Origin of the sequence: Pectobacterium actinidiae (genome assembly GCF_000803315.1) — a bacterium.
Classification (GTDB): domain Bacteria; phylum Pseudomonadota; class Gammaproteobacteria; order Enterobacterales; family Enterobacteriaceae; genus Pectobacterium; species Pectobacterium actinidiae.
Window position 1 is genome coordinate 1,878,382 of record NZ_JRMH01000001.1, and the last position, 24,283, is coordinate 1,902,664.

Sequence of the window (24,283 nt, forward strand, 5' to 3'; positions counted from 1 at the left end):
GTGTAGGGTATAGCAGGGGTCAGGATGCGGCCTCGGCGATTTGCGGCACGATCAGGCAGGCGTGATTGCCTTTCGGCCCTTGATGAACATCAAACCTGACAATCTGTCCGGCTTTCAGAGTCCGGTAGCCATCCATTTGAATGGTTGAGTAGTGCGCGAAGATATCGTCACCGCCCCCTTCTGGACAGATAAAACCAAACCCTTTGGCATTATTGAACCATTTAACAGTACCTGTCTCCATGCATTGACATCCTTCGCAAGAGTATTCTTTTTAGTAAGGTGTGGTTATTTGGTTACTACAAATACGAATTGATTAAAACCTCATCAATTCATTCGTACACTTTAGTGAAATCGATCTCGGCGTCAAGCGATCCACCGCGCGGTGAGGAGGGCAGTTTGCCAAAGTTTGATGCAGATAACGCTATTCATGAATCCACGGACGCGTTGCGCTATCAAGATATCGGTTACAGACCTTGAATTTTGCTTTCCGGGAACCATTTACTCCCTCAGGTGGTAAAATAAAAAGCAGACGTGCTACTGTAAATGTAGAGATACCCGTCATCTTTCAAGTCGCAGGCGTTCATTTCCTGCTTCTCGGATCTATTAGGAATAAACAGACCAATGTCGTGAGTCGCGATATTCGTTACATGATGTGGATAGAGAATGGGAAACAACAGTACGTGGTCACAATCTGAGAACCTGACCACCGATAAACAGAAAGAAAAATTGCAGCCGCCTTCCATGTATAACGTGGTGTTAAATAACGATGATTACACCCCGATGGAATTTGTTATTGACGTTCTGCAAAAGTTCTTTTCTTATGATATTGAACGTGCAACGCAGCTTATGTTAACTGTGCATTATCAGGGTAAAGCGATTTGTGGCGTATTTAGCGCTGAAGTGGCTGAGACCAAGGTCGTACAAGTCAATCGTTATGCCAGAGAAAACGAGCACCCGCTGCTCTGTACGCTGGAAAAAGCCTGAAGTCAGGCGATTTATTGGGAGAGGTGCCTATGCTCAATCAAGAACTGGAACTCAGTCTCAACATGGCTTTCGCCAGAGCGCGTGAGCACCGACACGAGTTTATGACCGTGGAGCACCTGCTGTTGGCTCTGCTCAGTAACCCTGCCGCCCGTGAAGCATTGGAAGCCTGCACGGTAGATTTAGCCGCCCTGCGCCAGGAACTGGAAGCGTTCATTGAGCAAACCACACCAACATTACCGCAGAGTGACGACGAGCGCGAAACGCAACCCACGCTCAGCTTCCAGCGCGTACTCCAGCGCGCCGTCTTCCACGTGCAGTCCTCCGGCCGCAGCGAAGTGTCTGGCGCCAACGTTCTGGTTGCGATTTTTAGCGAGCAGGAATCTCAGGCCGCCTACCTGTTGCGCAAACATGACGTCAGCCGTTTGGATGTCGTGAATTTCATTTCTCACGGCACGCGTAAAGAAGAATCCGATCAGGCGCCAAACCCTGAAAGTCCCGTCAATGAAGAACAGGCAGGAGGGGAAGATCGTATGGAAAACTTCACCACCAATCTGAATCAACTGGCTCGCGTTGGCGGTATCGATCCGCTCATTGGCCGGGATAAGGAACTGGAGCGCACTATTCAGGTATTGTGTCGTCGCCGTAAAAATAACCCGCTGCTGGTTGGCGAATCCGGCGTTGGGAAAACCGCGATTGCTGAAGGGCTGGCCTGGCGTATTGTGCAGGGCGATGTACCGGAAGTCATGGCGGAGTGCACTCTGTACTCGCTGGACATCGGTGCGCTGCTGGCAGGCACCAAATACCGTGGTGATTTTGAAAAACGCTTCAAGGCGCTGTTGAAGCAGTTGGAGCAGGATAAAAACAGTATTCTGTTCATTGATGAAATCCACACGATTATCGGCGCTGGCGCGGCATCCGGTGGTCAGGTCGATGCCGCTAATCTGATTAAACCACTGCTTTCCAGCGGCAAGATTCGTGTTATCGGCTCTACCACCTATCAGGAATTCAGCAATATCTTTGAAAAGGATCGGGCGCTGGCGCGTCGTTTCCAGAAAATCGATATCACTGAACCGAGCGTGGAAGAAACCATACAAATCATTAATGGTTTGAAGCCGAAATATGAGGCTCACCATGATGTTCGCTATACGTCGAAAGCGGTGCGTGCCGCGGTGGAGCTGGCCGTTAAATATATCAACGATCGCCACCTGCCGGATAAAGCGATTGATGTGATCGATGAGGCCGGTGCGCGCAGCCGTCTGATGCCGGTCAGCAAGCGTAAGAAAACGGTCAATGTGAGTGACATCGAATCGGTTGTTGCTCGTATCGCTCGTATTCCAGAAAAAACCGTCTCAGCCAGCGATCGCGATGTGCTGAAAAATCTCAGCGACCGCCTGAAAATGCTGGTATTTGGGCAGGACAAAGCAATCGAAGCCCTGTCTGAGTCTATCAAGATGAGCCGAGCAGGGCTGGGTCAGGAGCGTAAACCCGTCGGTTCCTTCCTGTTCGCGGGTCCTACCGGTGTCGGTAAGACGGAAGTGACATTACAGCTGGCAAAAGCGCTGGATATTGAACTGCTGCGCTTTGATATGTCCGAATACATGGAACGCCATACGGTTAGCCGCTTGATTGGCGCGCCTCCCGGCTATGTGGGCTACGATCAAGGCGGTCTGTTAACAGATGCGGTGATTAAGCATCCTCATGCGGTACTGCTGCTGGATGAGATCGAAAAAGCGCATCCTGACGTCTTTAACCTGCTGTTGCAGGTGATGGATAACGGGACGTTGACGGACAACAATGGCCGTAAAGCGGATTTCCGCAATGTCATTGTCGTCATGACCACCAATGCGGGCGTGCGGGAAACCCAGCGTAAATCCATCGGCATCATCCATCAGGACAACAGTACTGATGCGATGGAAGAAATTAAGAAGGTGTTTACGCCGGAGTTCCGTAACCGTCTTGATGGCATTATCTGGTTCAACCATTTGTCGACCGATGTCATTCAGCAGGTTGTCGATAAGTTTATCGTAGAACTTCAGGCGCAGTTGGATGCGAAAGGCGTATCGCTGGAAGTGAGCGATGAAGCGCGCGACTGGCTGGCAGAGAAAGGCTACGACAAAGCAATGGGTGCCCGACCAATGGCACGCGTGATGCAGGAAAGCCTCAAGAAACCGCTGGCCAACGAGCTGCTGTTTGGTTCGCTGGTGGACGGTGGCTCCGTCACAGTGGAACTGGATAAAGAGACGCAACAGTTGACTTACGGCTTCCAGAGCGCACAGAAGCGGAAAGCAGAAAGCGTTAATTAATCAATATCGCGTGTTATCTAAGAGGGATGCTGAGGCATCCCTTTTTTACATCCTTTCGCGAGAGTCTCTCCAAAAAACAAAAGCCCTTGCCATGAAGGGAAGGGCTGGGGAGGGAGTCACATCCTCATATATCGCTAATACCAGCGATGAGCTAACCGGTTAACGGCTGCGGAAGACAATGCGGCCTTTACTCAGGTCGTACGGGGTTAACTCTACAGTGACTTTGTCACCCGTCAGGATGCGGATATAGTTTTTACGCATTTTACCGGAGATATGAGCGGTAACCACGTGCCCGTTTTCCAATTCAACGCGGAACATGGTGTTGGGCAGCGTATCAAGCACGGTGCCTTGCATTTCAATATTGTCTTCTTTGGCCATCGAATCCTCTAGGTCTAACTACCTTTATTTTTTAACCGCAAGATAATGCCGAAAAACCGACATTATGTAAAGAAGCGTTCACGTTTGGAGCGTTATTTACACGCTTTCTTCTATCACCGCGTCGGTTCGGCGAGCTGTTGTGGTAGCCAACAACGGTCATCGACGGCAATATCCTGCCACTGAAAAAGCTGTTGCAGAAAGCGTTCGCGGGGAATTTCACTCACGCCCAGTGACGCCGTATGGGAATTTAACACCTGACAATCAATCAAATGACCGCCGTGGTGAATAAAATGCTGTTGAAACGCCAACAGCGCATATTTTGAGGCGTTATCCATGCGGCTGAACATGGATTCACCGCAAAATAATCGCCCTTGTTCAATACCATATAATCCACCAACCAGTGTGCCATTGTGCCACACTTCGACGGAATGTGCTTTCCCAACCTGATGAAGCTGGCGATAAGCTGAAATGATGTCTGGCGTAATCCAGGTACCATCATGGTGTTCATGCGCACAGGCGTGGATGACATCATCAAATGCCTGATTGAGCGTGGCATGAAAAGTATGGCGCTTCAGGAATTTTTTCATGCTGCGGCTGAGATGAAATTCGCCGGGAAACAGAACCGCACGCTGATTCGGAGACCACCATAAGATAGGTTCACCGGGGGAGTACCAGGGGAAAATGCCCTGTCGGTAAGCCGCATTTAGGCGGGCAACGGAGAGATCGCCGCCAACGGCCAGCAGGCCGTTAGGGTCATCCAGCGCCTGGTTCGGATCAGGGAACTGAAGCGATTGAAGCGAAAGCTGATATAGACGCATGTTTTAAACGTTGTGTTTCAACTGAGTTTGCCCTAAACGTGTTGGCGGAATTGCCAATAACGGCCTTGCTGTGCCATTAAAGCCTGATGGCTGCCCTGTTCGATCACTTTGCCATCGTCCAGGATACAGATGCGATCCATCGATTCTAAGCCGTATAGCCGATGAGTGATGACAATCAGCGTCTTATCTGCACAGTGTTGGCGGAGCAGTTGCAGAATACGCTTTTCGGTTTCTGCATCCAACCCTTCAGTCGGTTCATCCAATAGCACAAGCGGGGCGTCATGCAATAATGCCCGCGCTAGCGCGATACGGCGCTGTTCGCCACCGGACAGTTGTCGGCCGCCTTCTCCCAGCCAGGCATTCAGCCCCTCGTTTTCCAGCAGTTTTTCTAACCCAACTTGCTCTAATACCTCGGCCAGCTTTTCATCTCGTGCGGCCGGTGCCGCTAGCAGTAAGTTATCACGTAGCGTTGCGCTGAAAATATGCACGCGTTGTGGAACCACGCTCATCATGGCGCGGAGATCGCCTTCTCGCCACTCGGCAAGGGGATGACCATTCAGGGTAATGTTCCCGTATTCACAATTCCATGCCCGGGTCAGCAACTGCAATAGCGTTGATTTCCCGCATCCGGTTCGCCCCAGCAGCGCCAGATGCTCGCCCGGCTGAATGGAAAGGGTAATATTCTGCAACACAGGCTGGGGTTGACCAGGATACGTGAAACCGACATGTGAGAGTTCGAGTGACGCCTCACGCGAAGTGTCTGGTCCATGCTCTGGGAACGTGACGTCAACGGGCTGGCGAATGATTTGATCGACCCGAGCAGCAGAGGCAATCACTTGTCCCATGTGCTGGAAGGCCACCGTGACGGGGGCCAGCGCTTCGAAGGCGGCAAGCGAGGCGAACACAAACAGCGCAATCAACGCACCGGGCTGTGGATTACCGCCAACGCCATCGGCTGCCAGCCACAGAATCAGGGTAACGGTCAGCCCGCTGCATAAAATCATCACCGCCTGCGATAGACCAGTAAGGTTGGCCTGCTGACGTTGGCGACGCAGCCAGTTAATTTCCACCAGAGCCAACTGTTGACGCACGCGACTGAGTGCGCCGAAAACGGTGAGTTCCGCCTGACCTTGCAGCCAGGTCGTTAGCTGAAGACGGTATTGTGCACGCAGCGCGGTCAAATCCTGCCCGATGCCGTTCCCCGCCTGATAAAAGATAATCGGCAGGCACAGGAGCAGTACCAGCATAATGGCACCCAGCGTCAGAGCCAGTGAGGCATCAATGAAGCTCAGGCCGTAACAGACGATAAGAATGGCGGCGAATGCGCTGACGATGGGGGAAATCACGCGAAGATAGAGGTGGTCGAGCGTATCTACATCCGCCACGAGCCGGTTTAGCAGTTCAGCTTGACGAAATTGTGCCAATCCACCTGGAGAGAGTGGCAGAATGCGAGAAAAAGTGAAAACACGCAATCGCAGCAGAACACGGAAGGTGGCATCGTGGCTGACCACTCTTTCCCCATAGCGCCCGGCTGTACGGGCGATAGCTGCGCCGCGTACGCCAGCAGCAGGTAGCATATAGTTAAAGGTGAGCAGCCCGACGATCCCCGCCAGCGCGGCACCCGCCAGAAACCAGCCGGATAGGGCGAGTAGACCAATACTGGCCAGCAACGTAGCAATGGCCAATACCACGCCCAAACTCAAATACCAGAAGTGCTGACGATAAAGTGCCAGAAACGGTTTCAATACCTGCATTGTTTTCATCTGAGCCATTACAGCGCCCCCTGTCGTTGTGCCAGTAGCGTCGCGAAGGGACCCGCTTCGGCTCGGAGCGTTTGATAATCCCCTTGTTGAATTAATCGACCGCTGTCCATGACCCAGATCGCGTCATACTCGGCGATCTCGGTAAGCTGATGCGTTACTAGCAGTGTGGTCTGCGAACGCGCAGCGTCGTTCAGCGCCGTCATGACAAGATCCTCGCTATGGGCATCCAGACTGGCCGACGGCTCATCCAACAGCAGTAAGTTGCAAGGATGAATAAGCGCACGGGCAACGGCGACGCGCTGTGCCTGTCCGACGGAGAGGCGTGCCGCACCGTCACCGATTGTTGTTTCCAAACCCTGAGGAAGCTGCGGTAAAAATTCCTGTACATACGCGCGCTCAATCGCCTGCTGCAATTCCACAATACTGGCCTGTGGATTACCCAGCAGAATATTGCTGCGTAGCGTCTGTTCCGGCAAATGAGGGTTTTGCCCGACCCAGCTCAACTGCTGACGCCATGATTCAGGCGTCAGCGTGTTCAACGCCTGACCGTTGACGGTGAGTGAACCACGATAGGGCAGGAATCCCAGCAGGACATTAAGCAGTGAGCTTTTTCCTGCTCCGCTGAGACCGACCAGTGCGATACGTTCACCTGCGCGAATATCGAACGTCAACGGTTGGGTCAGCGGAGTGCCATTTGGTGCGAGGACAACCAGGTTTTCCGCTCGGATAGCAATGGCGCTATCGCTGCTGAATTCGTGTGTGCCAAAGCCGACCGTTTCGCCTTCCTTTGACAAAAACGTCACCAGGGATTCTGCTGCGCCGATAGCCTGAGCCTTGGCATGATAGAAAGTGCCCAAATCGCGTAAAGGCTGAAAGAATTCTGGAGCCAGAATCAATACGAGAAAGCCAGCGAAGAGCGTCACACCCATGCCGTAATGGCCAAAATCCAGTTCCCCGAGATAAGAGAAACCGAAATAGACGGCGACAACGGCGATTGAAATGGAAGCGAAAAATTCTAGTACGCCTGAGGAGAGAAACGCCATGCGCAGCACTTCCATCGTGCGACTACGAAAATCCTCGGAAGCATGGCGGATTTGTTCAGTTTCGGCCTTGCCACGATGGAACAGACGCAGTGTCTCCATCCCGCGCAGGCGATCGAGGAAGTGTCCGCTCAGGCGTGCTAATGCCAGAAAGTTACGTCGGTTGGCATCTGCCGCACCCATGCCAACCAGTGCCATAAAAAGCGGGATGAGAGGAGCCGTTAGAAACAGAATCAGACCCGCGGCCCAGTTGAGCGGAAAAATCGTGATTAAGATAAGCAGCGGGATCAGCGCGGCAAGATACATTTGCGGCAGATAGCGGGCGTAATAGTCCTGCATATCATCAACCTGCTCAAGAATCATCGTTGCCCAACTGCCGGCGGGTTTGCCCTGTACCCAGGCAGGGCCCAACTGTTGCAATCGATCCAGTACCAGCTTACGAATTTGCTGTCGAACGGCTTGCCCGCAAAGAAAACCAACACGCTCGCGTAATAGACTGTTGAGTGCGCGCAGAATAAATGTGGCAATCAGCAGGAGGAAAGGGGAGAGCAAGGATTCGCGAGTGGCATGCTCGATGATCAAAGCATGAAGCAGCGTAGCTAACAGCCAGGCTTGTGCCACGATCAACGCGCCGCTCAGGAATCCAAGCAGGAGTGAAATCCGTAGCCAACGTTGCGCCAGCTTACTCTGCTGTTTCAGCCAGGCGGTCAGTTCTTGCTGTCTGGTTTTTTTCATCGGGCACCAGTTCGTTATATTGCAGAAATGGACTTAACAGAAAATAACTCTCATGTAACTGTTAGTTAACAAAATTATCTTCTATCACGCAGAATGACGCCATGTTACCGCGACAGTGACGTGCTGCAAACGAAAAGGAGAGGGGAAATAGATGAGGCGATCAATTTTTGTGTTGCGGAAGGCAAACCTGATGTGAGGAAAACGGAACGGCTGTTGCCGCTCCGTTATAGGTACTGTCTTACTTGTTGACGGTCAGTCCGTCCAGATAGCGTTCAGCATCCAGTGCCGCCATACAACCAGTACCTGCGGAGGTAATGGCCTGACGGTAAATATGGTCCATGACATCGCCTGCGGCAAAGACGCCAGGAATGCTGGTCTGTGTCGCGTTGCCGTGAATGCCGGATTGCACCTTGATATAGCCGTTTTCCAGTTCCAACTGACCACCGAACACGGCGGTGTTTGGGCTGTGACCGATAGCGATAAACACGCCAGCCAGTTCCAGTTCTTCCGCTGCATCGGTTTGCGTATCGCGAATACGAACGCCAGTCACACCCATGTCATCGCCTAACACTTCATCCAGCGTACGGTTGGTATGCAGGATGATGTTGCCATTTTTAACTTTGTCCATCAGACGGTCGATCAGAATTTTCTCTGAACGGAACGTCTCGCGACGGTGGATCAAATGTACTTCCGCAGCGATGTTAGACAAATACAGCGCTTCTTCAACCGCGGTATTCCCGCCGCCAACCACGGCGACTTTCTGGTTACGGTAAAAGAACCCGTCACAGGTTGCGCAGGCAGAAACCCCTTTGCCTTTAAACGCCTCTTCAGACGGCAGGCCAAGATAACGAGCGGATGCCCCTGTGGCGATGATCAGCGCATCACAGGTGTATTCGGCGCTATCACCGAATAAACGGAATGGACGGTTCTGCAAATCAACACGTTCAATATGATCGAAGATCACTTCGGTATTGAATTTGGTCGCGTGTGCGTGCATACGCTCCATTAACAGCGGGCCAGTTAAATCATCGGCATCACCCGGCCAGTTTTCAACTTCGGTCGTGGTCGTCAACTGACCGCCTTTTTCCATACCCGTGATTAATACTGGCTGTAAGTTCGCCCGTGCAGCATAAACCGCGGCAGTATAGCCAGCCGGGCCTGAACCCAGAATCAATAACTTGTGATGTTTAACAGTACCCATGCTTTCCTCATTTCATGACGGCGGATAGTGTTCATATGAACGGTTTCTACGACAAACGCGTTTCCTTAACTACGAACAATTTACCTACAAACAATTTATTACTACGAACAGTATCTACCACGGACAATGCGAACGATTGTAAGGAAATTACAAGAGTAAAAAAAGTATGCAGAAAAGTTGCTGGCTATTTGTTTAATCGTTAATGACGATGGGGATGACAAATCGCTGAAAAATCAGCCACATTCATAAGTAAAATGATTGAAGTGACCGCAGCGAATGGCTCTGGCTTATCCAATCTGGCAGTTTCTTCTGATTTTCGTTGTTTTGCTTTGACAATCGGCTGTGCATTTGCGAAAACATCTGGGTAAGAGGAAATTTTTTGTATGTGAACAGTTAAAAGCTCGGCTTTTTATTCGTTTTTGCGCAGGTAGTAGGCCTTTGGCCACGGATATGACGTGATGGTCTTTTCTCGGGTGAGCAATACGTGGGGCGAGAACGAGAAGTTAATGACTGTTGATATACAAAATAGGCAGCGTGTCTTCTTTAAGGGTAACTCTGATACATGAGGTCTATCGGGGTAAAGCGGGTGCAGGGAAAAGTGAAGAGAGACAATAATAATGGTAGACACTAAAAAACGGCCAGGAAAAGATCTCGATCGTATTGATCGTAACATCCTGAACGAATTGCAAAAAGATGGGCGTATTTCCAATGTCGAGCTTTCCAAACGTGTTGGGCTGTCGCCAACACCCTGTCTGGAACGTGTACGTCGTCTGGAAAGACAGGGCTTCATTAACGGCTACACAGCGCTACTAAACCCGCATTATCTGGATGCGTCACTGCTGGTTTTTGTTGAAATAACGCTAAACCGCGGCGCGCCTGATGTGTTTGAACAGTTCAACGCTGCGGTGCAAAAGCTGGAAGAAATTCAGGAGTGTCATCTGGTTTCCGGTGATTTTGACTATCTGTTGAAAACGCGTGTGCCAGACATGTCCGCTTACCGTAAGCTCCTGGGTGAAACGCTGCTGCGTTTACCGGGCGTAAACGACACCCGTACCTACGTGGTGATGGAAGAAGTGAAGCAAAGCAATCGTCTGGTTATTAAGACGCGATAAACGTGTGGGTGCAAAACCCGATAAATTCAGCTACACTCCTGTGAATTTATACAGTCCCAGCGCCGGGTTTTCTCGGCGCTTTGTCATAAACCTTACAGGCCCCTGGAGAGACTCTTGAGCCAGGAATATACAGAAGATAAAGACGTTACCCTGAAAAAGCTCAGTGGAACACGTCGTTTGCTTGAAGCGATTTTAATCGTTGTGGCACTTTTTGCGGTTTATCTTAGTGTCGCACTACTCAGTTTCAGCCCCTCCGATCCCAGCTGGTCACAGACTGCATGGCATGAACCTATTCACAACCTTGGTGGTGTAGCGGGGGCATGGCTGGCGGATACGCTGTTCTTTATTTTTGGTGTGCTAGCCTACGCCATTCCGCCGATTATGTTATCCCTGTGCTGGGCTGCTTTCCGCCAGCGTGATAACAGCCAGACGATTGACTACTTTACCTTTTCACTCCGCCTGATTGGGACATTGGCGCTGATCCTGACCTCTTGCGGTCTGGCTGCGTTGAATATTGACGATCTCTACTATTTTGCTTCCGGTGGTGTTCTGGGAAGCTTGTTGAGCAGCTCAATGATCCCACGTTTCAACAGCATGGGGGCGACGCTGATTCTCCTGTGCGTGTGGGGAGCAGGGCTAACGCTGTTTACCGGCTGGTCATGGTTAACGATTGCTGAAAAAATTGGTGCGGGTGTATTGGGCTGTCTGACATTTATGTCAAACCGTTCACGCCGCGATGAGGACTACCGCGAAGAACACGATCGCGAAGAAGATGAACGTGATGTGCTTAACCTGCGCCACGATGAAACCTCAGGTGAGGCAATAACACAACAGCGTGATGACGATGATGTCCTGTTTTCTGCCCCTTCCGTTGCTGATGCGGTAAACGACACGGCGGCAGAGAATAAGGTAGAAGCGTCATCACCATTGACGGAGAACGCACCGACAGCGACACAACCGGCGAGCTCCGCTGAAACGCCAGTGATAGGGGCAACATTGTCTGATGCAGCAGTGCCTGATTCAGCATTACCAGGATCGGCATTCCCTGGATCATCGTCTGGCATTGTGCCACCTGTTACCCCATCTGCGATTGATTCGACGCCGTCGCTAAACCCGCCGCTGTATTCGTTTGAAGTCCCCGAAACGCCAGCGACAATCCCAGATATCGCAACTTCAGATGAACGCCATAGCAGTCTGTATGCACCTTACGGAAATACTTACGGAGAGAGTGCCGTACCGCCGATTGTCACATCTCCCGTGGTTCAACCGTTTGCTGAGCCACCACAGCCTGCACGTGATATGGATTCCAATGCGAATAACACCTTTATGCCTGCGTTCAGTGCCGATGGGGATGATAATCCGCAAATTAAACGCGGCGTAGGACCAGAACTGCCGCGCCCTAATCCGGTGCGTATTCCCACTCGTCGCGAGCTGGCGTCATACGGAATCAAACTGCCGTCGCAGCGGCTGGCGGAAGAGCAAGCAAGGTTGCAGGCGCAGAACGGTAGCGCAGAAACTGAATTGGCGAATGACGTGTATCAGGAAGAGACTCCGGATGACATCGCCCAGCAGGAAGCGGCATTGCAGCAAGCGTATCTGGATCAGCAACGTCAGCGTTATGGCGATGAGTACCCGTTACAGGAAGACGATGAAGACACGCTCCTGCAAGCGCAGCTAGCCAGAGATTTCGCGGCACAGCAGCAGTCACGTTATGACGCCAGCGCGTTCCAGCACGATAAAGAAACGCCTGCTCCGACTGCACCGCCTGTGGTCCATGAGCCCGTTCAGCCAAATCCTGTAGTACCTCAAGTAATACCGCAAGCCGTGTCACATGACGCTTTTTCATTTTCACCGTTTAGTGCGGAGAATGAACGCGAGGCTGAATCGCATACGTTCAGCGAATCCACCTACCCGCAGCCGTCCTATAGCGTTGAGCCAGAACTTCCACCGATGCATGCTGGTGAAGATGAGGATGACGACGATGAGCGTAACCCGTTGACGGTGAGTCAGCCTGCGCAGCCGATGTCAGCGCCTATTGAGGCTGCGAAACAGGAGAATACGCCAGCGCACCATCCGGCAATGGATGGTTTGATTCACCCGTTCCTGGTGCGTAATGAACAACCGCTACAAAAGCCGACTACGCCGCTACCAACGTTGGATTTGTTGACCCCACCACGAGCAAGCGAAGCGCCTGTTGATAATTTCGCCTTGGAACAGACGGCGCGACTGATTGAAGCGCGTCTGGCGGATTTCCGGGTAAAAGCAGATGTGGTCGATCACTCTCCTGGACCAGTCATCACGCGGTTTGAATTGGATCTGGCTCCAGGCGTTAAAGCGGCTCGTATCTCGAATCTGTCACGCGATTTGGCGCGTTCACTGTCGGTTGTCGCGGTGCGTATTGTTGAGGTGATCCCCGGCCGGCCGTATGTCGGGTTGGAACTGCCGAATGCGCATCGTCAAACGGTTTATCTGCGCGAAGTGTTGGACTGCGACCAGTTCCGGGATAATCCATCGCCGTTGTCGATTGTGCTGGGTAAAGATATTGCAGGCGAGCCTGTCGTTGCCGATCTGGCAAAAATGCCACACCTGCTGGTTGCCGGTACAACGGGGTCGGGTAAATCGGTCGGCGTCAACGCCATGATCATCAGTATGTTGTATAAAGCTACGCCGGAAGACGTACGCTTTATTATGATTGACCCGAAAATGCTGGAGCTCTCGGTTTACGAAGGCATTCCGCATTTGTTGACGGAAGTCGTGACCGATATGAAAGATGCAGCCAACGCGCTACGCTGGTGTGTCGGTGAAATGGAGCGCCGTTACAAGCTGATGTCAGCCCTTGGTGTACGTAATCTGGCGGGATACAACGAACGGGTGATGACGGCAAATGCGATGGGACGCCCGATCCCCGATCCGTTCTGGAAACCGGGTGACAGTATGGATATGACACCGCCAGTACTGGAAAAATTGCCGTATATCGTGGTGATGGTCGATGAATTTGCTGACCTGATGATGGCGGTGGGTAAGAAAGTTGAAGAGCTGATTGCCCGGCTGGCGCAAAAAGCGCGTGCTGCCGGTATTCACCTGGTACTGGCGACGCAGCGTCCTTCCGTTGATGTAATCACCGGATTGATCAAAGCGAATATTCCGACGCGTATCGCGTTTACTGTGTCCAGCAAAATTGACTCACGGACTATCCTCGATCAAGGTGGCGCGGAATCGCTATTGGGGATGGGGGATATGCTGTATATGGCACCTAACTCCTCGATACCTGTCCGTGTTCATGGTGCTTTTGTGCGCGATGAGGAAGTTCACGCTGTCGTTCAGGATTGGAAAGCGCGCGGTCGCCCTCAATATATCGATAATATTATCAGTGGTGGCGACGATGCTGAAGGCGGAGGTCTCGGTCTTGATGGCGATGAAGAACTCGATCCGCTATTCGATCAGGCAGTAGAGTTTGTGGTCGATAAACGGCGTGCGTCCATTTCCGGTGTACAGCGCCAGTTCCGAATTGGCTATAACCGCGCCGCGCGAATCGTTGAGCAAATGGAGGCGCAGGGTATCGTCAGCTCTCCAGGGCACAACGGTAACCGTGAGGTATTGGCACCGCCATCAATGGAATAAGCGCATTGTATTGATTGACCTCACCCACTATAAGGGCTGCGTGAGCAGCCCTTATGCAAAGAAGCGTAAAACCGATAATAAGCAGATAATTCACCTATCATCGTCCGAGTGGGTTCAGATAACATAGATCTACGAATAACACCGATTCTGTAAAGAACATTGGCGCTAGGCAAAGCGTCTGACTTCGATAGATAACGGTTTGTTATATTAAGAAATTCAAAGGATTATGCGTATGAAAAAGTGGTTAGCTATCAGTTGCCTGATTGCAGGTGTTACCTCAACCGCTGTCTATGCAGACGCGGCAAAAGATTTGCAGGGGCGCCTCAATAAAGTAAACAGTTTCCACGCCAATTTTAGCCAGAAAGTTACCAGCGCTGACGGTGCAGCCGTGCAGGAAGGGGAAGGCGAATTGTGGTTGAAACGTCCTAACCTATTTAACTGGAAAACCACCTCACCTGACGAAAGTACGTTGATTTCTGACGGCAAAACACTGTGGTTCTACAATCCGTTTGTTGAACAAGTCACGGCAACCTGGCTGAAAGATGCAACAGGAAATACGCCATTTATTCTGATTACACGTAACGACACTAGCGACTGGAATAAATACGATGTGCGTCAGAAAGGCGATGATTTTGAACTTACGCCGAAGTCAGCAAGCGGCAATCTAAAGCAATTCGCGATTAATGTGACGACAAGCGGCACAATCAAGCAGTTTACCGCGACGGAACAAGATGGGCAGCGGAGCACTTATGTGCTGAAGAACCAGCAAAATGGCGCTGTTGATGCCGCGCAATTCACGTTCACGCCGCCGAAAGGTGTCACGCTGGATGACCAGCGTCAGTGAGGCCAGAGTGAGCAATCTGTCCCTTGATTTTTCCCATAATGAATTCCAACCGCTGGCCGCACGTATGCGGCCTGCGACGTTGGCACAGTATATCGGTCAACAGCACCTGTTAGGTGCCGGTAAGCCTCTGCCACGGGCCATTGAGGCTGGGCAGTTACACTCAATGATTCTCTGGGGGCCGCCAGGAACGGGAAAAACCACGCTGGCAGAACTGATCGGGCATTACGGGCAAGCGGATGTTGAACGTATTTCCGCTGTGACATCCGGTATCAAGGAAATTCGTGAAGCGATTGAGCGCGCCCGACAAAATCGCAATGCGGGGCGTCGCACTATTTTGTTTGTCGATGAGGTCCATCGTTTCAACAAAAGTCAGCAGGATGCATTTCTGCCACATATTGAAGATGGAACGATCACCTTTATTGGTGCGACAACGGAAAATCCTTCTTTCGAACTCAATTCCGCATTGTTATCGCGCGCCCGCGTCTATTTGCTAAAAGCGCTGACGGCAGAAGATATCGAGCAGGTCTTGCAGCAGGCAATGAGCGACAGCGAGAGAGGGTACGGCGGACAGAATATTGTCCTGCCAGCCGAAACTGCGCGAATGCTGGCCGAATTGGTCAACGGTGATGCCAGGCGTGCACTGAATAGTCTCGAAATGATGGCGGACATGGCGGAAATTGACGCGCAGGGCATGCGTGTCCTGACGCCAGCACTCCTCAACGAAATTGCTGGCGAGCGTAGTGCTCGCTTTGATAACAAAGGCGATCGCTATTACGACCTGATTTCAGCGTTACATAAATCGGTAAGAGGCTCTGCGCCTGATGCGGCGCTTTATTGGTACGCGAGAATCATCACCGCTGGCGGCGATCCGCTGTATGTTGCCCGACGGCTGTTGGCGATTGCGTCGGAAGACGTCGGTAATGCGGATCCGCGTGCGATGCAAGTGGCGATCTCCGCCTGGGATTGCTTTACCCGCGTTGGTCCGGCAGAAGGGGAGCGCGCCATCGCTCAGGCGATTGTTTATCTGGCCTGTGCTCCTAAAAGTAACGCGGTATATAGCGCGTTTAAAGCCGCGATGCAGGATGCACGTGAAAAGCCAGATTATGATGTTCCCGAGCATTTGCGCAATGCGCCTACCCGGTTGATGAAAGAAATGGGGCTCGGAGCAGAATATCGGTACGCACACAATGAACCCAATGCCTATGCGGCTGGTGAGAGCTATTTTCCGCCGGAAATGGCCGATACGCACTATTACGCGCCGACCTCACGTGGCCTTGAGGGTAAAATTGGTGAAAAGCTCGCCTGGCTTGCCACTCAGGATCAAAATAGCCCGACAAAACGCTACCGTTGAACTAAGCGTTGCGGTAAGGTTATTGCGGTATTTTCTGAAACCGGCCGCGTAGCGCGCCGTGTACGCCACCATTTCATTTGATAATCATAAGCACAGGATTAGCATGCTCGATCCCAATTTACTGCGTAATGAGCTAGACGCAGTCGCCGAAAAGTTACTGGCTCGCAGAGGCTTTAAGCTGGATGTTGAGACCCTGCGTAAGCAGGAAGAACGTCGTAAAGTATTGCAGGTAGAAACCGAAAACCTGCAGGCAGAGCGTAACTCCCGATCGAAAGAGATTGGTGCAGCGAAAGCACGCGGTGAAGATATCGAGCCTTTGCGTCGTGAAGTTAACACATTAGGCGAAAAACTGGATGCCGCGAAAGCAGAGCTGGATCAGTTGCAGAATGACATTCGCGATCTGGCGTTAACCATTCCAAACCTGCCGGATGACTCTGTGCCGCTTGGAAAAGACGATACGCAGAATCAGGAAGTTACTCGCTGGGGTGAGCCGCGTAAGTATGATTTCCCGGTACGCGATCATGTTGAACTCGGAGAGATGGCTGCCGGACTGGATTTTGCTGCTGCCGTGAAATTAACCGGTGCGCGTTTTGTCGTGATGAAAGGACAGATTGCCCGTCTGCATCGTGCGCTTGCCCAATTCATGTTGGATTTGCACACACAACAGCATGGTTATCAGGAAGCGTATGTCCCTTATCTGGTAAACCACGCCACGCTATACGGTACGGGCCAGTTGCCTAAATTTGGTGAAGATCTGTTCCATACCACCCCGCTGAGCGAAGAAGCAGAAAGCAGCAGCTATGCGCTGATTCCGACGGCTGAAGTCCCCTTGACCAATTTGGTGCGCGACGAGATTCTGGATGAAGAATCCTTACCGTTGAAAATGACTGCACACACGCCGTGCTTCCGTTCAGAAGCGGGCTCGTATGGTCGTGATACGCGCGGATTGATTCGTATGCACCAGTTTGACAAGGTTGAACTGGTACAAATCGTCCGTCCTGAAGATTCCATGCAGGCGCTGGAAGAATTAACGACCCACGCCGAAACCGTGCTGCAACTGCTGAAATTACCGTATCGTAAGGTCTTGCTGTGCACGGGGGATATGGGCTTTGGTTCCACCAAAACTTACGATCTGGAAGTCTGGTTGCCGGCGCAGGACACGTACCGTGAAATCTCTTCCTGCTCAAACATGTGGGATTTCCAGGCGCGCCGTATGCAGGCACGCTGCCGCAGTAAGTCCGATAAGAAGACTCGACTGGTTCACACGTTGAACGGTTCTGGTCTGGCAGTGGGTCGTACACTGGTGGCCGTTCTGGAAAACTACCAGCAGGCTGATGGCCGTATCGAGGTTCCTGAAGTGCTGCGTCCGTATATGGGCGGGCTGGAATTTATTGGCTAATCGCTGATGACCTGAAAAAGCGCCTAAGGGCGCTTTTTTTACGCCATAGGTTCGGTAATATTTTTTCATCGTAAAAATAGTATCTCTCCCTTAAATAATCCGCGTTACTTAAATTTTAAGTTAAAACTGATTTTAAATCAGTGGGGTAGCGGATTTCTGTTTTTTAGCGTAGCGGGCTTCCTGTTGGTGTTGATTAATTCTTTCAATCCATCATTTGAGAAAGGACTTTTAGCACTTTTTGCCCGGATTGACTTTTATATACGCAGTGGCATGATGCGCTCACTCTTCTCCGGTTGTTTGGTTATCCACTTCGCTATGTCTGCTTATTCCCGCCCAGTGCTGTTATTGCTCTGCGGACTTTTGCTGCTGACGGTTTGTATCTCGGTATTAAATACCCTGGTACCACTTTGGCTGAGTTATCAATCACTTCCCGTCTGGCAGGTTGGCCTTGTTGGTTCATCCTACTTTGGCGGCAATCTGGTCGGAACGCTTTTAGCGGGTAAACTAATCAAACTTTATGGGTTTAACCGTAGCTATTATTTCGCGGCTTTATTATTTGGGATCGCGATTGTTGGCCTCGGTATTTCTGCTGATATTAGTAGTTGGCTGTTATGGCGTTTTCTTGCCGGTATCGGCTGTGCATTAATCTGGGTCGTGGTTGAAAGCGCTTTGTTATGCAGCGGAACGCCGACGCAGAGAGGGCAACTGCTGGCTGCTTATATGATTGCTTATTACCTCGGTAGCGTGGTTGGACAGCTCCTGCTTGGCGTATTGCCTGACGCAGTACTGAACGTGCTGCCGTGGATGGTCGCGCTAGTTATTTTTGCAGTATTACCGCTGCTGTTTACTCGTCTCCCTACGCCGCCAGAGCAACAAGAAAAGCATGTCAATATGTGGAAAATGCTGACGTATCGTAGTGCCCGATTAGGAGTGCACGGCTGTATCATTTCCGGTGCAATTTTAGGATCGTTGTATGGCCTGATGCCGCTTTATCTCTCTCATCAGGGAATGAATGATGCGCAGGTTGGATACTGGATGGCGCTGTTGATTAGCTCCGGCATTATTGGTCAATGGCCTGTTGGACGTATGGCCGATCGTTATGGTCGGTTGCTGGTTCTGCGGGTATTGGTTTTTGTGGTGATTGTTGGCTGTATTGCGATGTTAAGTATTAGCCACTATGCCATGGCACCGTCGCTGTTCCTGCTGGGGTGCGCTGGTTTTACGCTGTACCCTGTTGCCATGTCGTGGGCATGTGAAAAAGTGCGTCCTGACGAATTGGTCGCGATGAATCAGGCCTTGCTCCTCAGCTATACGCTTGGCAGTCTTTGCGGACCAAGCGTTGCTGCGGTATTGATGCAGAGTTACTCCGATCGATTGCTGTTTGTATTGATCGCGGTTGTCGCCATGATCTACCTGATGCTGTTGCTCAGAAAAGCCGATCATCATCCAACGCCATTAGCTGCTGCCTGAGCTAACGACATCGAGGCTGGCTAACGAACTTTGTCCCGCTTCTACCATGTTATTCCACAGCGCTTCGGCTACTGGGCTAAGGCGCTGTTTTGCGTTTCGCACCAGATAAAATATGCTGGTTAGCTTTAAACGATCTGGAGCAACTGCTGAAAGCCTCCCTTTTTCCACCCAAGATGCTGCATAGTGGTCGGGGAGAAAGCCAATATGCGTTCCTGCTAGCAGAAGTAACAGGCTGCCTTCAAGGTGCCAGGCGGTCTGGTGGTAACCTTGCTTTGATACCGAGCCTAGTTGTTTAGATATCTCGTTAACGGCGTGTCCGCCAATTAACAGCCTGCGAGGATTGAGTTCACCATTCATCCATTCACGTTCGATCATGTCAGCATTTTCTGCTAGAGAATAAAAGTAGCTGTGTTCAACAAAGACAGGCTGATAAAAAATGTCTGCGGGAATGTCATCGGGCAGGGCGCTTAGAACAACATCGAGATGACCGTTTTTTAACCGTTCCATGAGCGGAAGGTATTCCATAATTTCGATTTCGACATTAACTTCCGGGCTTTGATCATAAAGATGAGATATTGCTTCAGATACAACGTTATTGGGGTGTGTGGCGATATTATCCAAACAGCCTAATTTTACCTTACCTATCAGTTGATGTTTGATACGGGCTAGTCTGTTAGCAAAATCATCGAGCGTTGAAATGACAGATTTTGCTTCCTGATAGACAACTTCACCTTCAGTTGTTAAGGCAAAACCTCCTCTGCCACGTTCACACAAAACCAGGCCAAGAGTATCTTCAAGCCGAGACAGATAGTGACTTAGGACGGGTTGGCTTAAGCCTGTCGCGGTTTGTGCATTGGTAATGCCTTGTTTTTCAACGATTTTACAAAAAAGCTTTAACCAGCGGATCTCCAGCTTATCTAAGCGCATAGCATTTCCTTCGCATACATTACATATCTGAATGTTAACATCAAAATATATCTGTATTAATCGATATGAAACCCATTTATCTTGTTCTTACGCCACATTAATTGATGTGGTCGCCACAAAAACGTGGTTTATGCGTCACATCAGGGTCTCTCATAAAAGCATAATGGTGTCGTTAGCTTGCTGACGACACCATTGTTCTATACGTTGCCAAACAACCTCTATAAAATATCACAACGATACAATAATTATTTGCTGCTTATTTAATGGAGGAATTATGTCTCAAGGGAATGCTGTGCCTGAAAAAGAACAACAGGAGCGGCAAATCTATGATTACGAATACGAACCTGTCCCTGCCGAAGCCAGAAAAAGCTGGTATGTCATTGCCCTGATATGGCTAGCTATAGGGATCGATATTTCTGGCTTGTTTCTAGGGTCTTTTCTAAGTAGTGGATTATCATTTTCTCAGGCTGTCAGCGCCACGCTTATTGGATCAGCATTGCTGGGTGTTCTTGCTGCCTTGTGTGCGAATGTCGGTTATGGATGTGGATTATCGACCACACTACTCAGTATCTCCGTTTTTGGGCGATTAGGTGGCAAAGTTATTGGCGTATTTTCCGCTGTTTCACTGGTTGGGTGGTTTGCCTTTCAACTCGATTTCTTTGGTGTGATGCTGCAAAAAGCACTGTCACATTATCAGCTTGAACCTGGACGCTTTTTTATCCTGCTTTTTGGTATGGCACTGATGGCATCAACGGCCATTTGGGGCGTTAGGGCGTTAGGGAAACTAAGCGCATTAAGTGTTCCGCTAATGCTTATACTCATTGTTTCAGGAATATATCTTGCGGCTAGTGGTCATTCTTCTCCTACCGACGTTGTCATTAAAAACCCGATAAGCTTAGGGAGCGCTATTTCTTACGTGGTTTCTATCTGGATAGTGGCGGCAAGTATCATGTCGCCTGATATCGCACGTTATTCCAGAACACGTAAAGATGCCATATTGGGCTCAGGTTTGGGGTTCTTACTGGGAAACAGCGCAACGATTCTTGTCGCACTCATATTGACCCATATGGTTGGTAGTGACGATTTAGTCGAAATATTTTTTACTATAGGACTCGGTGTTTCAGCGATTGTGATTTTAATTTTCGCGCAATGGACGACGAATAGTTCTAATTTAATTTCAGCCTCATTAGGCCTCTCTGTCGTTGTCAGAGCAATATCTCGGCCAATATTAGTTGTGTTAATGGCATTTGCTGGTCTGCTTCTGGCTTATAACGGCATGATTAATAACTTTACTCAGTTTTTGTCGTTACTGGGTGTCCTGATTTCCCCTATTGCAGGGGTTTACCTTGCTGAATATTACTTTTTTGACTCTTCGCGTCTAAAGCAGGACGCATCACAACCACCATTACTGAATATTTGTGCATCTATCGCATGGTTATGCGGCAGTTCTGTCAGTTTATTAACCGCTACAGATTTTTTTGATTTGTTTACGATCACATCTGTTTCTACGCTGGATGGCATAATAATCAGCCTTGTGATGTATATCGTTATGCGGAAAATGTTCCCGCAGTTGGTGGAGTCTTCCCACCCACACTCTAAACCCTAGGTTACTCAGTGGGGATTGGATAAGTAATGGTTCGCTATATTGATTTTGAAATGATTGATGACATAGCGCTGGGAGCCTCAATTCTTGGTACTGGCGGCGGTGGCGATCCTTATTTGGGATCGCTAATTGCAAAAAATGCTTTGCGCCACGGGAAGCCTGTAACGTTATGCAATTTGGATGACGTAAAAGATAACGATCTTTTTATCCCATGCAGTACGATGGGGGCACCGACAGTCTCTGTGGAAAAAATCATTTCACCGCGGCAAATTCTTCTGGCATTTGAAACAATGGAAAATTATCTCGCTGAGTCAGCAGTTGGGACTTTTTCCATCGAAGTCGGCGGCATCAATTCGTTAATACCGTTAGTGGTTGCGGCCGCAAAAGGGTTACCTGTTATCGATTGTGACGCGATGGGGAGAGCCTTTCCCGAAGCGCAGATGGTGACCTTTTTTCTCGATGATTTAACCTCTGCTCCGAATACATTGGCGGATGAGAAAGGTAATGCAGTCATCCTTAATCCCATTGATGGTATGTGGTCGGAACGGTTGGCCCGCTCAATTGTGGAGCAAATGGGAGCAGCCTGCGCCATGTGTGATTACCCACTGCGCGGTAGTCAGCTTAAGCGTAGCGCCATCAAAGGAACGCTGACGCTAGCGCGGGATATAGGAAGAATGCTTCGTCTGGCTCACCAGTCGGGCAGCCATCCTGTGCAGTCTCTGCTTACGGTGCTGAATGGTCATATTGTTGCATCAGGGAAAATTGTTGATGTAGCACGACGCACAACCGGTGGTTTTGCTCGGGGTAACGTGGTGCTGGATGGCATGGGGAACGATAGAGGCGAATCGTTTACGGTACTTTTCCAGAATGAGTTATTGCTCGCTTATCGCTCATCACAGGTGAAAAAACCTACACAGGATAATCTGCTGGCCGTTGTGCCTGATTTAATCTCCATAGTAGATAGTGAAACCGGACGTCCGATTATCACGGAACATTTACGTTATGGGCAGCGAGTCGATGTGATTGCCTATCCGTGCAATGACAAGTGGCGAACGCCAAAAGGGATTGACGTTGCGGGGCCGGAGTATTTCGGTTATCCGGTGCAGTATGTGCCGATAGAACGGCTTGCAAATCGCTGAGGCTTTCCCGATGTTACATAAAAATGATTACCGACTCGGGATTGATGTCGGCGGCACCAACACGGATGCGGCAATTTTAGATGTTGATCTACACTGCATCGCGACGGCCAAATTTCCTACCAGCCTGGATATCTACAGCGGCATCGAACGGGTGATTGCGGAAGTATTGGCGCAGTCTGGCATCGCCCCGCAGCATATTCGCTATGCGATGTTGGGGACAACCCAATGTACCAATGCCATTGTTGAGCGGAAAGGGCTGGATCGCGTCGGAATGTTGCGCCTTAGCCTGCCAAGTAGCGATAGCGTCCCGCCGCTGTTTGGTTGGGATGACGAGTGGCAAAGGACATTAGGCGAGCATTTCTATCAGATTCATGGCGGCTATGAATTCGATGGTCGAGAGATTCATTCTGTACTGCGGAATGAAGTGCTGGCAGTTTGTGACAAGATGCGTGGCCATGTCGATAGCGTGGCTATCTGTGGTGTATTTTCTCCCGTAAATAATGAACAGGAACTACAGGTTGCCCAGTGGGTGAGCGCGGCATTGCCAGAGGTTTCTGTGTCGTTATCCCATCGGATAGGCAGCACTGGATTGTTGGAAAGGGAAAACGCGACCATCCTGAATGCATCGTTGCAAAGCACCGCGAACCGCTTTGTTAACGGCTTTACGCAAGCGCTAGTCCGGCACGGTATCAAGGCTACGCCATTCTTCGGGCAAAATGATGGCACATTGATGTCCGAGAGTATGGTGAAGCAATATCCCATTTTGACGATGGCCTGTGGGCCAACAAACTCGATTCGTGGGGCGTGCCACCTTTCGGGACTGAATAATGCGCTAATTATCGATGTCGGCGGTACGACGACAGACATTGGCGTGTTGGTGAATGGCTTCCCGCGTGAATCGGCAATCGCCGTTGAGGTCGGTGATGTGCGGACGAATTTCAGAATGCCAGACATTATTTCTATCGGCATTGGCGGTGGAACCTGCGTGCGGCAGTCTCAGGATGGGAAACTCACCCTTGGGCCGGATAGTGTCGGCTATCGCCTGCTTGAACAGGGGATCAGCTTTGGCGGGGAGACGTTAACGCTTAGCGATATCATGCTGCAACTTCATCGTGAGAGATGGACTACGGCGCTTCCTCTTCCGCTGCCCGAACTGGATAACGCTCTTTGCCAGCAGGCTTATCGCCAGATGATTGATAAAGTGGAAAGTGCTATCGATCGGATCAAATCGTCAAACACGGCAATTCCCGCGGTGCTTGTGGGCGGTGGCAGTATTTTACTGCCTGATGTTTTATCTGGTGTCAGTCAGGTCATGCGCCCGCAGAATTTTGATGCGGCAAATGCGGTTGGTGTTGCGTTAGGGAAGGTGGGTGCACAGATCGAGCGCGTAGTTAAAATGCCTGATAACGATCGCGAGAAGATAAAAAGTGAATTGCAGCAGCAAACCAGGTTTCTTGCACAAGAGATGGGTGCCATGCCGGGCAGCGTTGAAATCATCGACTATCAGGAAATTCCGTTGGCTTATCTGCCAGGGAATGCGGTGCAGGTGAAAATCAAGGCGGCAGGGAATTTGGCTTAGCGTCGCGCATTAACAC

The 24,283-nt window shown here is 50.5% G+C and carries 18 protein-coding genes; 11 read left to right on the plus strand and 7 right to left on the minus strand.

Translation table 11 applies throughout. The features are described 5' to 3' along the window. Positions 1-19 precede the first annotated feature (19 nt). On the minus strand, positions 20-241 hold the full coding sequence (gene cspD / locus KKH3_RS07915; protein ID WP_039357835.1) for a cold shock-like protein CspD: 222 nt from the start codon (positions 239-241) through the stop codon (positions 20-22). 422 nt (positions 242-663) lie between these two features. Here cspD and clpS point away from each other — a divergent pair, with 422 nt between their 5' ends. Together clpS and clpA are read left to right on the plus strand one after the other, a co-directional pair. Further along, the gene (clpS, locus tag KKH3_RS07920) at positions 664-984 is read left to right on the plus strand and encodes an ATP-dependent Clp protease adapter ClpS (protein WP_010306375.1); all 321 of its coding nucleotides are present in this window, start codon (positions 664-666) and stop codon (positions 982-984) included. A gap of 29 nt (positions 985-1,013) precedes the next feature. Continuing rightward, complete coding sequence (gene clpA / locus KKH3_RS07925; protein ID WP_039357838.1) at positions 1,014-3,287, plus strand: ATP-dependent Clp protease ATP-binding subunit ClpA; 2,274 nt, start codon at positions 1,014-1,016, stop codon at positions 3,285-3,287. A gap of 159 nt (positions 3,288-3,446) precedes the next feature. Here clpA and infA read toward each other — a convergent pair whose 3' ends face one another. The 5 genes from infA to trxB all read right to left on the minus strand — a co-directional run bounded on the left by infA (position 3,447) and on the right by trxB (position 9,222). Beyond that, positions 3,447-3,665, minus strand: coding sequence for a translation initiation factor IF-1 (infA, locus tag KKH3_RS07930; RefSeq protein ID WP_002211347.1), 219 nt, complete (start codon positions 3,663-3,665; stop codon positions 3,447-3,449). Between the two features lie 113 nt (positions 3,666-3,778). Continuing rightward, on the minus strand, positions 3,779-4,483 hold the full coding sequence (gene aat, locus KKH3_RS07935; RefSeq protein ID WP_039357841.1) for a leucyl/phenylalanyl-tRNA--protein transferase: 705 nt from the start codon (positions 4,481-4,483) through the stop codon (positions 3,779-3,781). Between the two features lie 32 nt (positions 4,484-4,515). After that, complete coding sequence (gene cydC / locus KKH3_RS07940; protein ID WP_039357844.1) at positions 4,516-6,255, minus strand: heme ABC transporter ATP-binding protein/permease CydC; 1,740 nt, start codon at positions 6,253-6,255, stop codon at positions 4,516-4,518. Then, a complete protein-coding gene (gene cydD, locus KKH3_RS07945; RefSeq protein ID WP_039357847.1) occupies positions 6,255-8,021 on the minus strand; it encodes a heme ABC transporter permease/ATP-binding protein CydD in 1,767 nt (588 codons plus the stop codon). Before cydD ends, cydC begins: the two co-directional genes overlap by 1 nt. 238 nt (positions 8,022-8,259) lie before the next feature. After that, on the minus strand, positions 8,260-9,222 hold the full coding sequence (gene trxB, locus KKH3_RS07950) for a thioredoxin-disulfide reductase (RefSeq protein ID WP_039357851.1): 963 nt from the start codon (positions 9,220-9,222) through the stop codon (positions 8,260-8,262). Positions 9,223-9,839: 617 nt separating this feature from the next. Between trxB and lrp the strand changes: the two genes are divergently transcribed. From lrp to KKH3_RS07980, 6 genes are all read left to right on the plus strand, one after another. Beyond that, a complete protein-coding gene (gene lrp, locus KKH3_RS07955; RefSeq protein WP_010277211.1) occupies positions 9,840-10,334 on the plus strand; it encodes a leucine-responsive transcriptional regulator Lrp in 495 nt (164 codons plus the stop codon). Positions 10,335-10,448: 114 nt separating this feature from the next. After that, positions 10,449-13,955: a DNA translocase FtsK 4TM domain-containing protein gene (locus tag KKH3_RS07960; RefSeq protein WP_039357854.1), complete on the plus strand. Its 3,507-nt coding sequence runs from the start codon at positions 10,449-10,451 to the stop codon at positions 13,953-13,955. 232 nt (positions 13,956-14,187) lie between these two features. After that, a complete protein-coding gene (gene lolA / locus KKH3_RS07965) occupies positions 14,188-14,799 on the plus strand; it encodes an outer membrane lipoprotein periplasmic chaperone LolA (RefSeq protein ID WP_039357857.1) in 612 nt (203 codons plus the stop codon). A 7-nt stretch (positions 14,800-14,806) separates the two neighbouring features. Continuing rightward, positions 14,807-16,150, plus strand: a complete 1,344-nt coding sequence (locus tag KKH3_RS07970; protein ID WP_039362276.1) for a replication-associated recombination protein A — start codon at positions 14,807-14,809, stop codon at positions 16,148-16,150. Positions 16,151-16,253: 103 nt separating this feature from the next. After that, a complete protein-coding gene (serS, locus tag KKH3_RS07975; protein ID WP_039357860.1) occupies positions 16,254-17,549 on the plus strand; it encodes a serine--tRNA ligase in 1,296 nt (431 codons plus the stop codon). Between the two features lie 315 nt (positions 17,550-17,864). Next, positions 17,865-19,019, plus strand: coding sequence for an MFS transporter (locus KKH3_RS07980; protein ID WP_039357877.1), 1,155 nt, complete (start codon positions 17,865-17,867; stop codon positions 19,017-19,019). Here the strand turns inward: KKH3_RS07980 and KKH3_RS07985 are convergent. Further along, positions 19,005-19,946: a LysR family transcriptional regulator gene (locus KKH3_RS07985; RefSeq protein WP_039357881.1), complete on the minus strand. Its 942-nt coding sequence runs from the start codon at positions 19,944-19,946 to the stop codon at positions 19,005-19,007. The genes KKH3_RS07980 and KKH3_RS07985 overlap by 15 nt on opposite strands. Before the next feature lie 274 nt (positions 19,947-20,220). Between KKH3_RS07985 and KKH3_RS07990 the strand changes: the two genes are divergently transcribed. From KKH3_RS07990 to KKH3_RS08000, 3 genes are read left to right on the plus strand one after another with little or no spacing between them, the layout of a single operon-like run. Then, complete coding sequence (locus KKH3_RS07990; protein ID WP_039357884.1) at positions 20,221-21,552, plus strand: cytosine permease; 1,332 nt, start codon at positions 20,221-20,223, stop codon at positions 21,550-21,552. Between the two features lie 26 nt (positions 21,553-21,578). Next, the gene (locus tag KKH3_RS07995; RefSeq protein WP_039357886.1) at positions 21,579-22,688 is read left to right on the plus strand and encodes an S-methyl thiohydantoin desulfurase family protein; all 1,110 of its coding nucleotides are present in this window, start codon (positions 21,579-21,581) and stop codon (positions 22,686-22,688) included. A gap of 10 nt (positions 22,689-22,698) precedes the next feature. Then, the gene (locus KKH3_RS08000; RefSeq protein WP_039357888.1) at positions 22,699-24,267 is read left to right on the plus strand and encodes a hydantoinase/oxoprolinase N-terminal domain-containing protein; all 1,569 of its coding nucleotides are present in this window, start codon (positions 22,699-22,701) and stop codon (positions 24,265-24,267) included. The last annotated feature ends 16 nt before the right edge of the window (positions 24,268-24,283 follow it).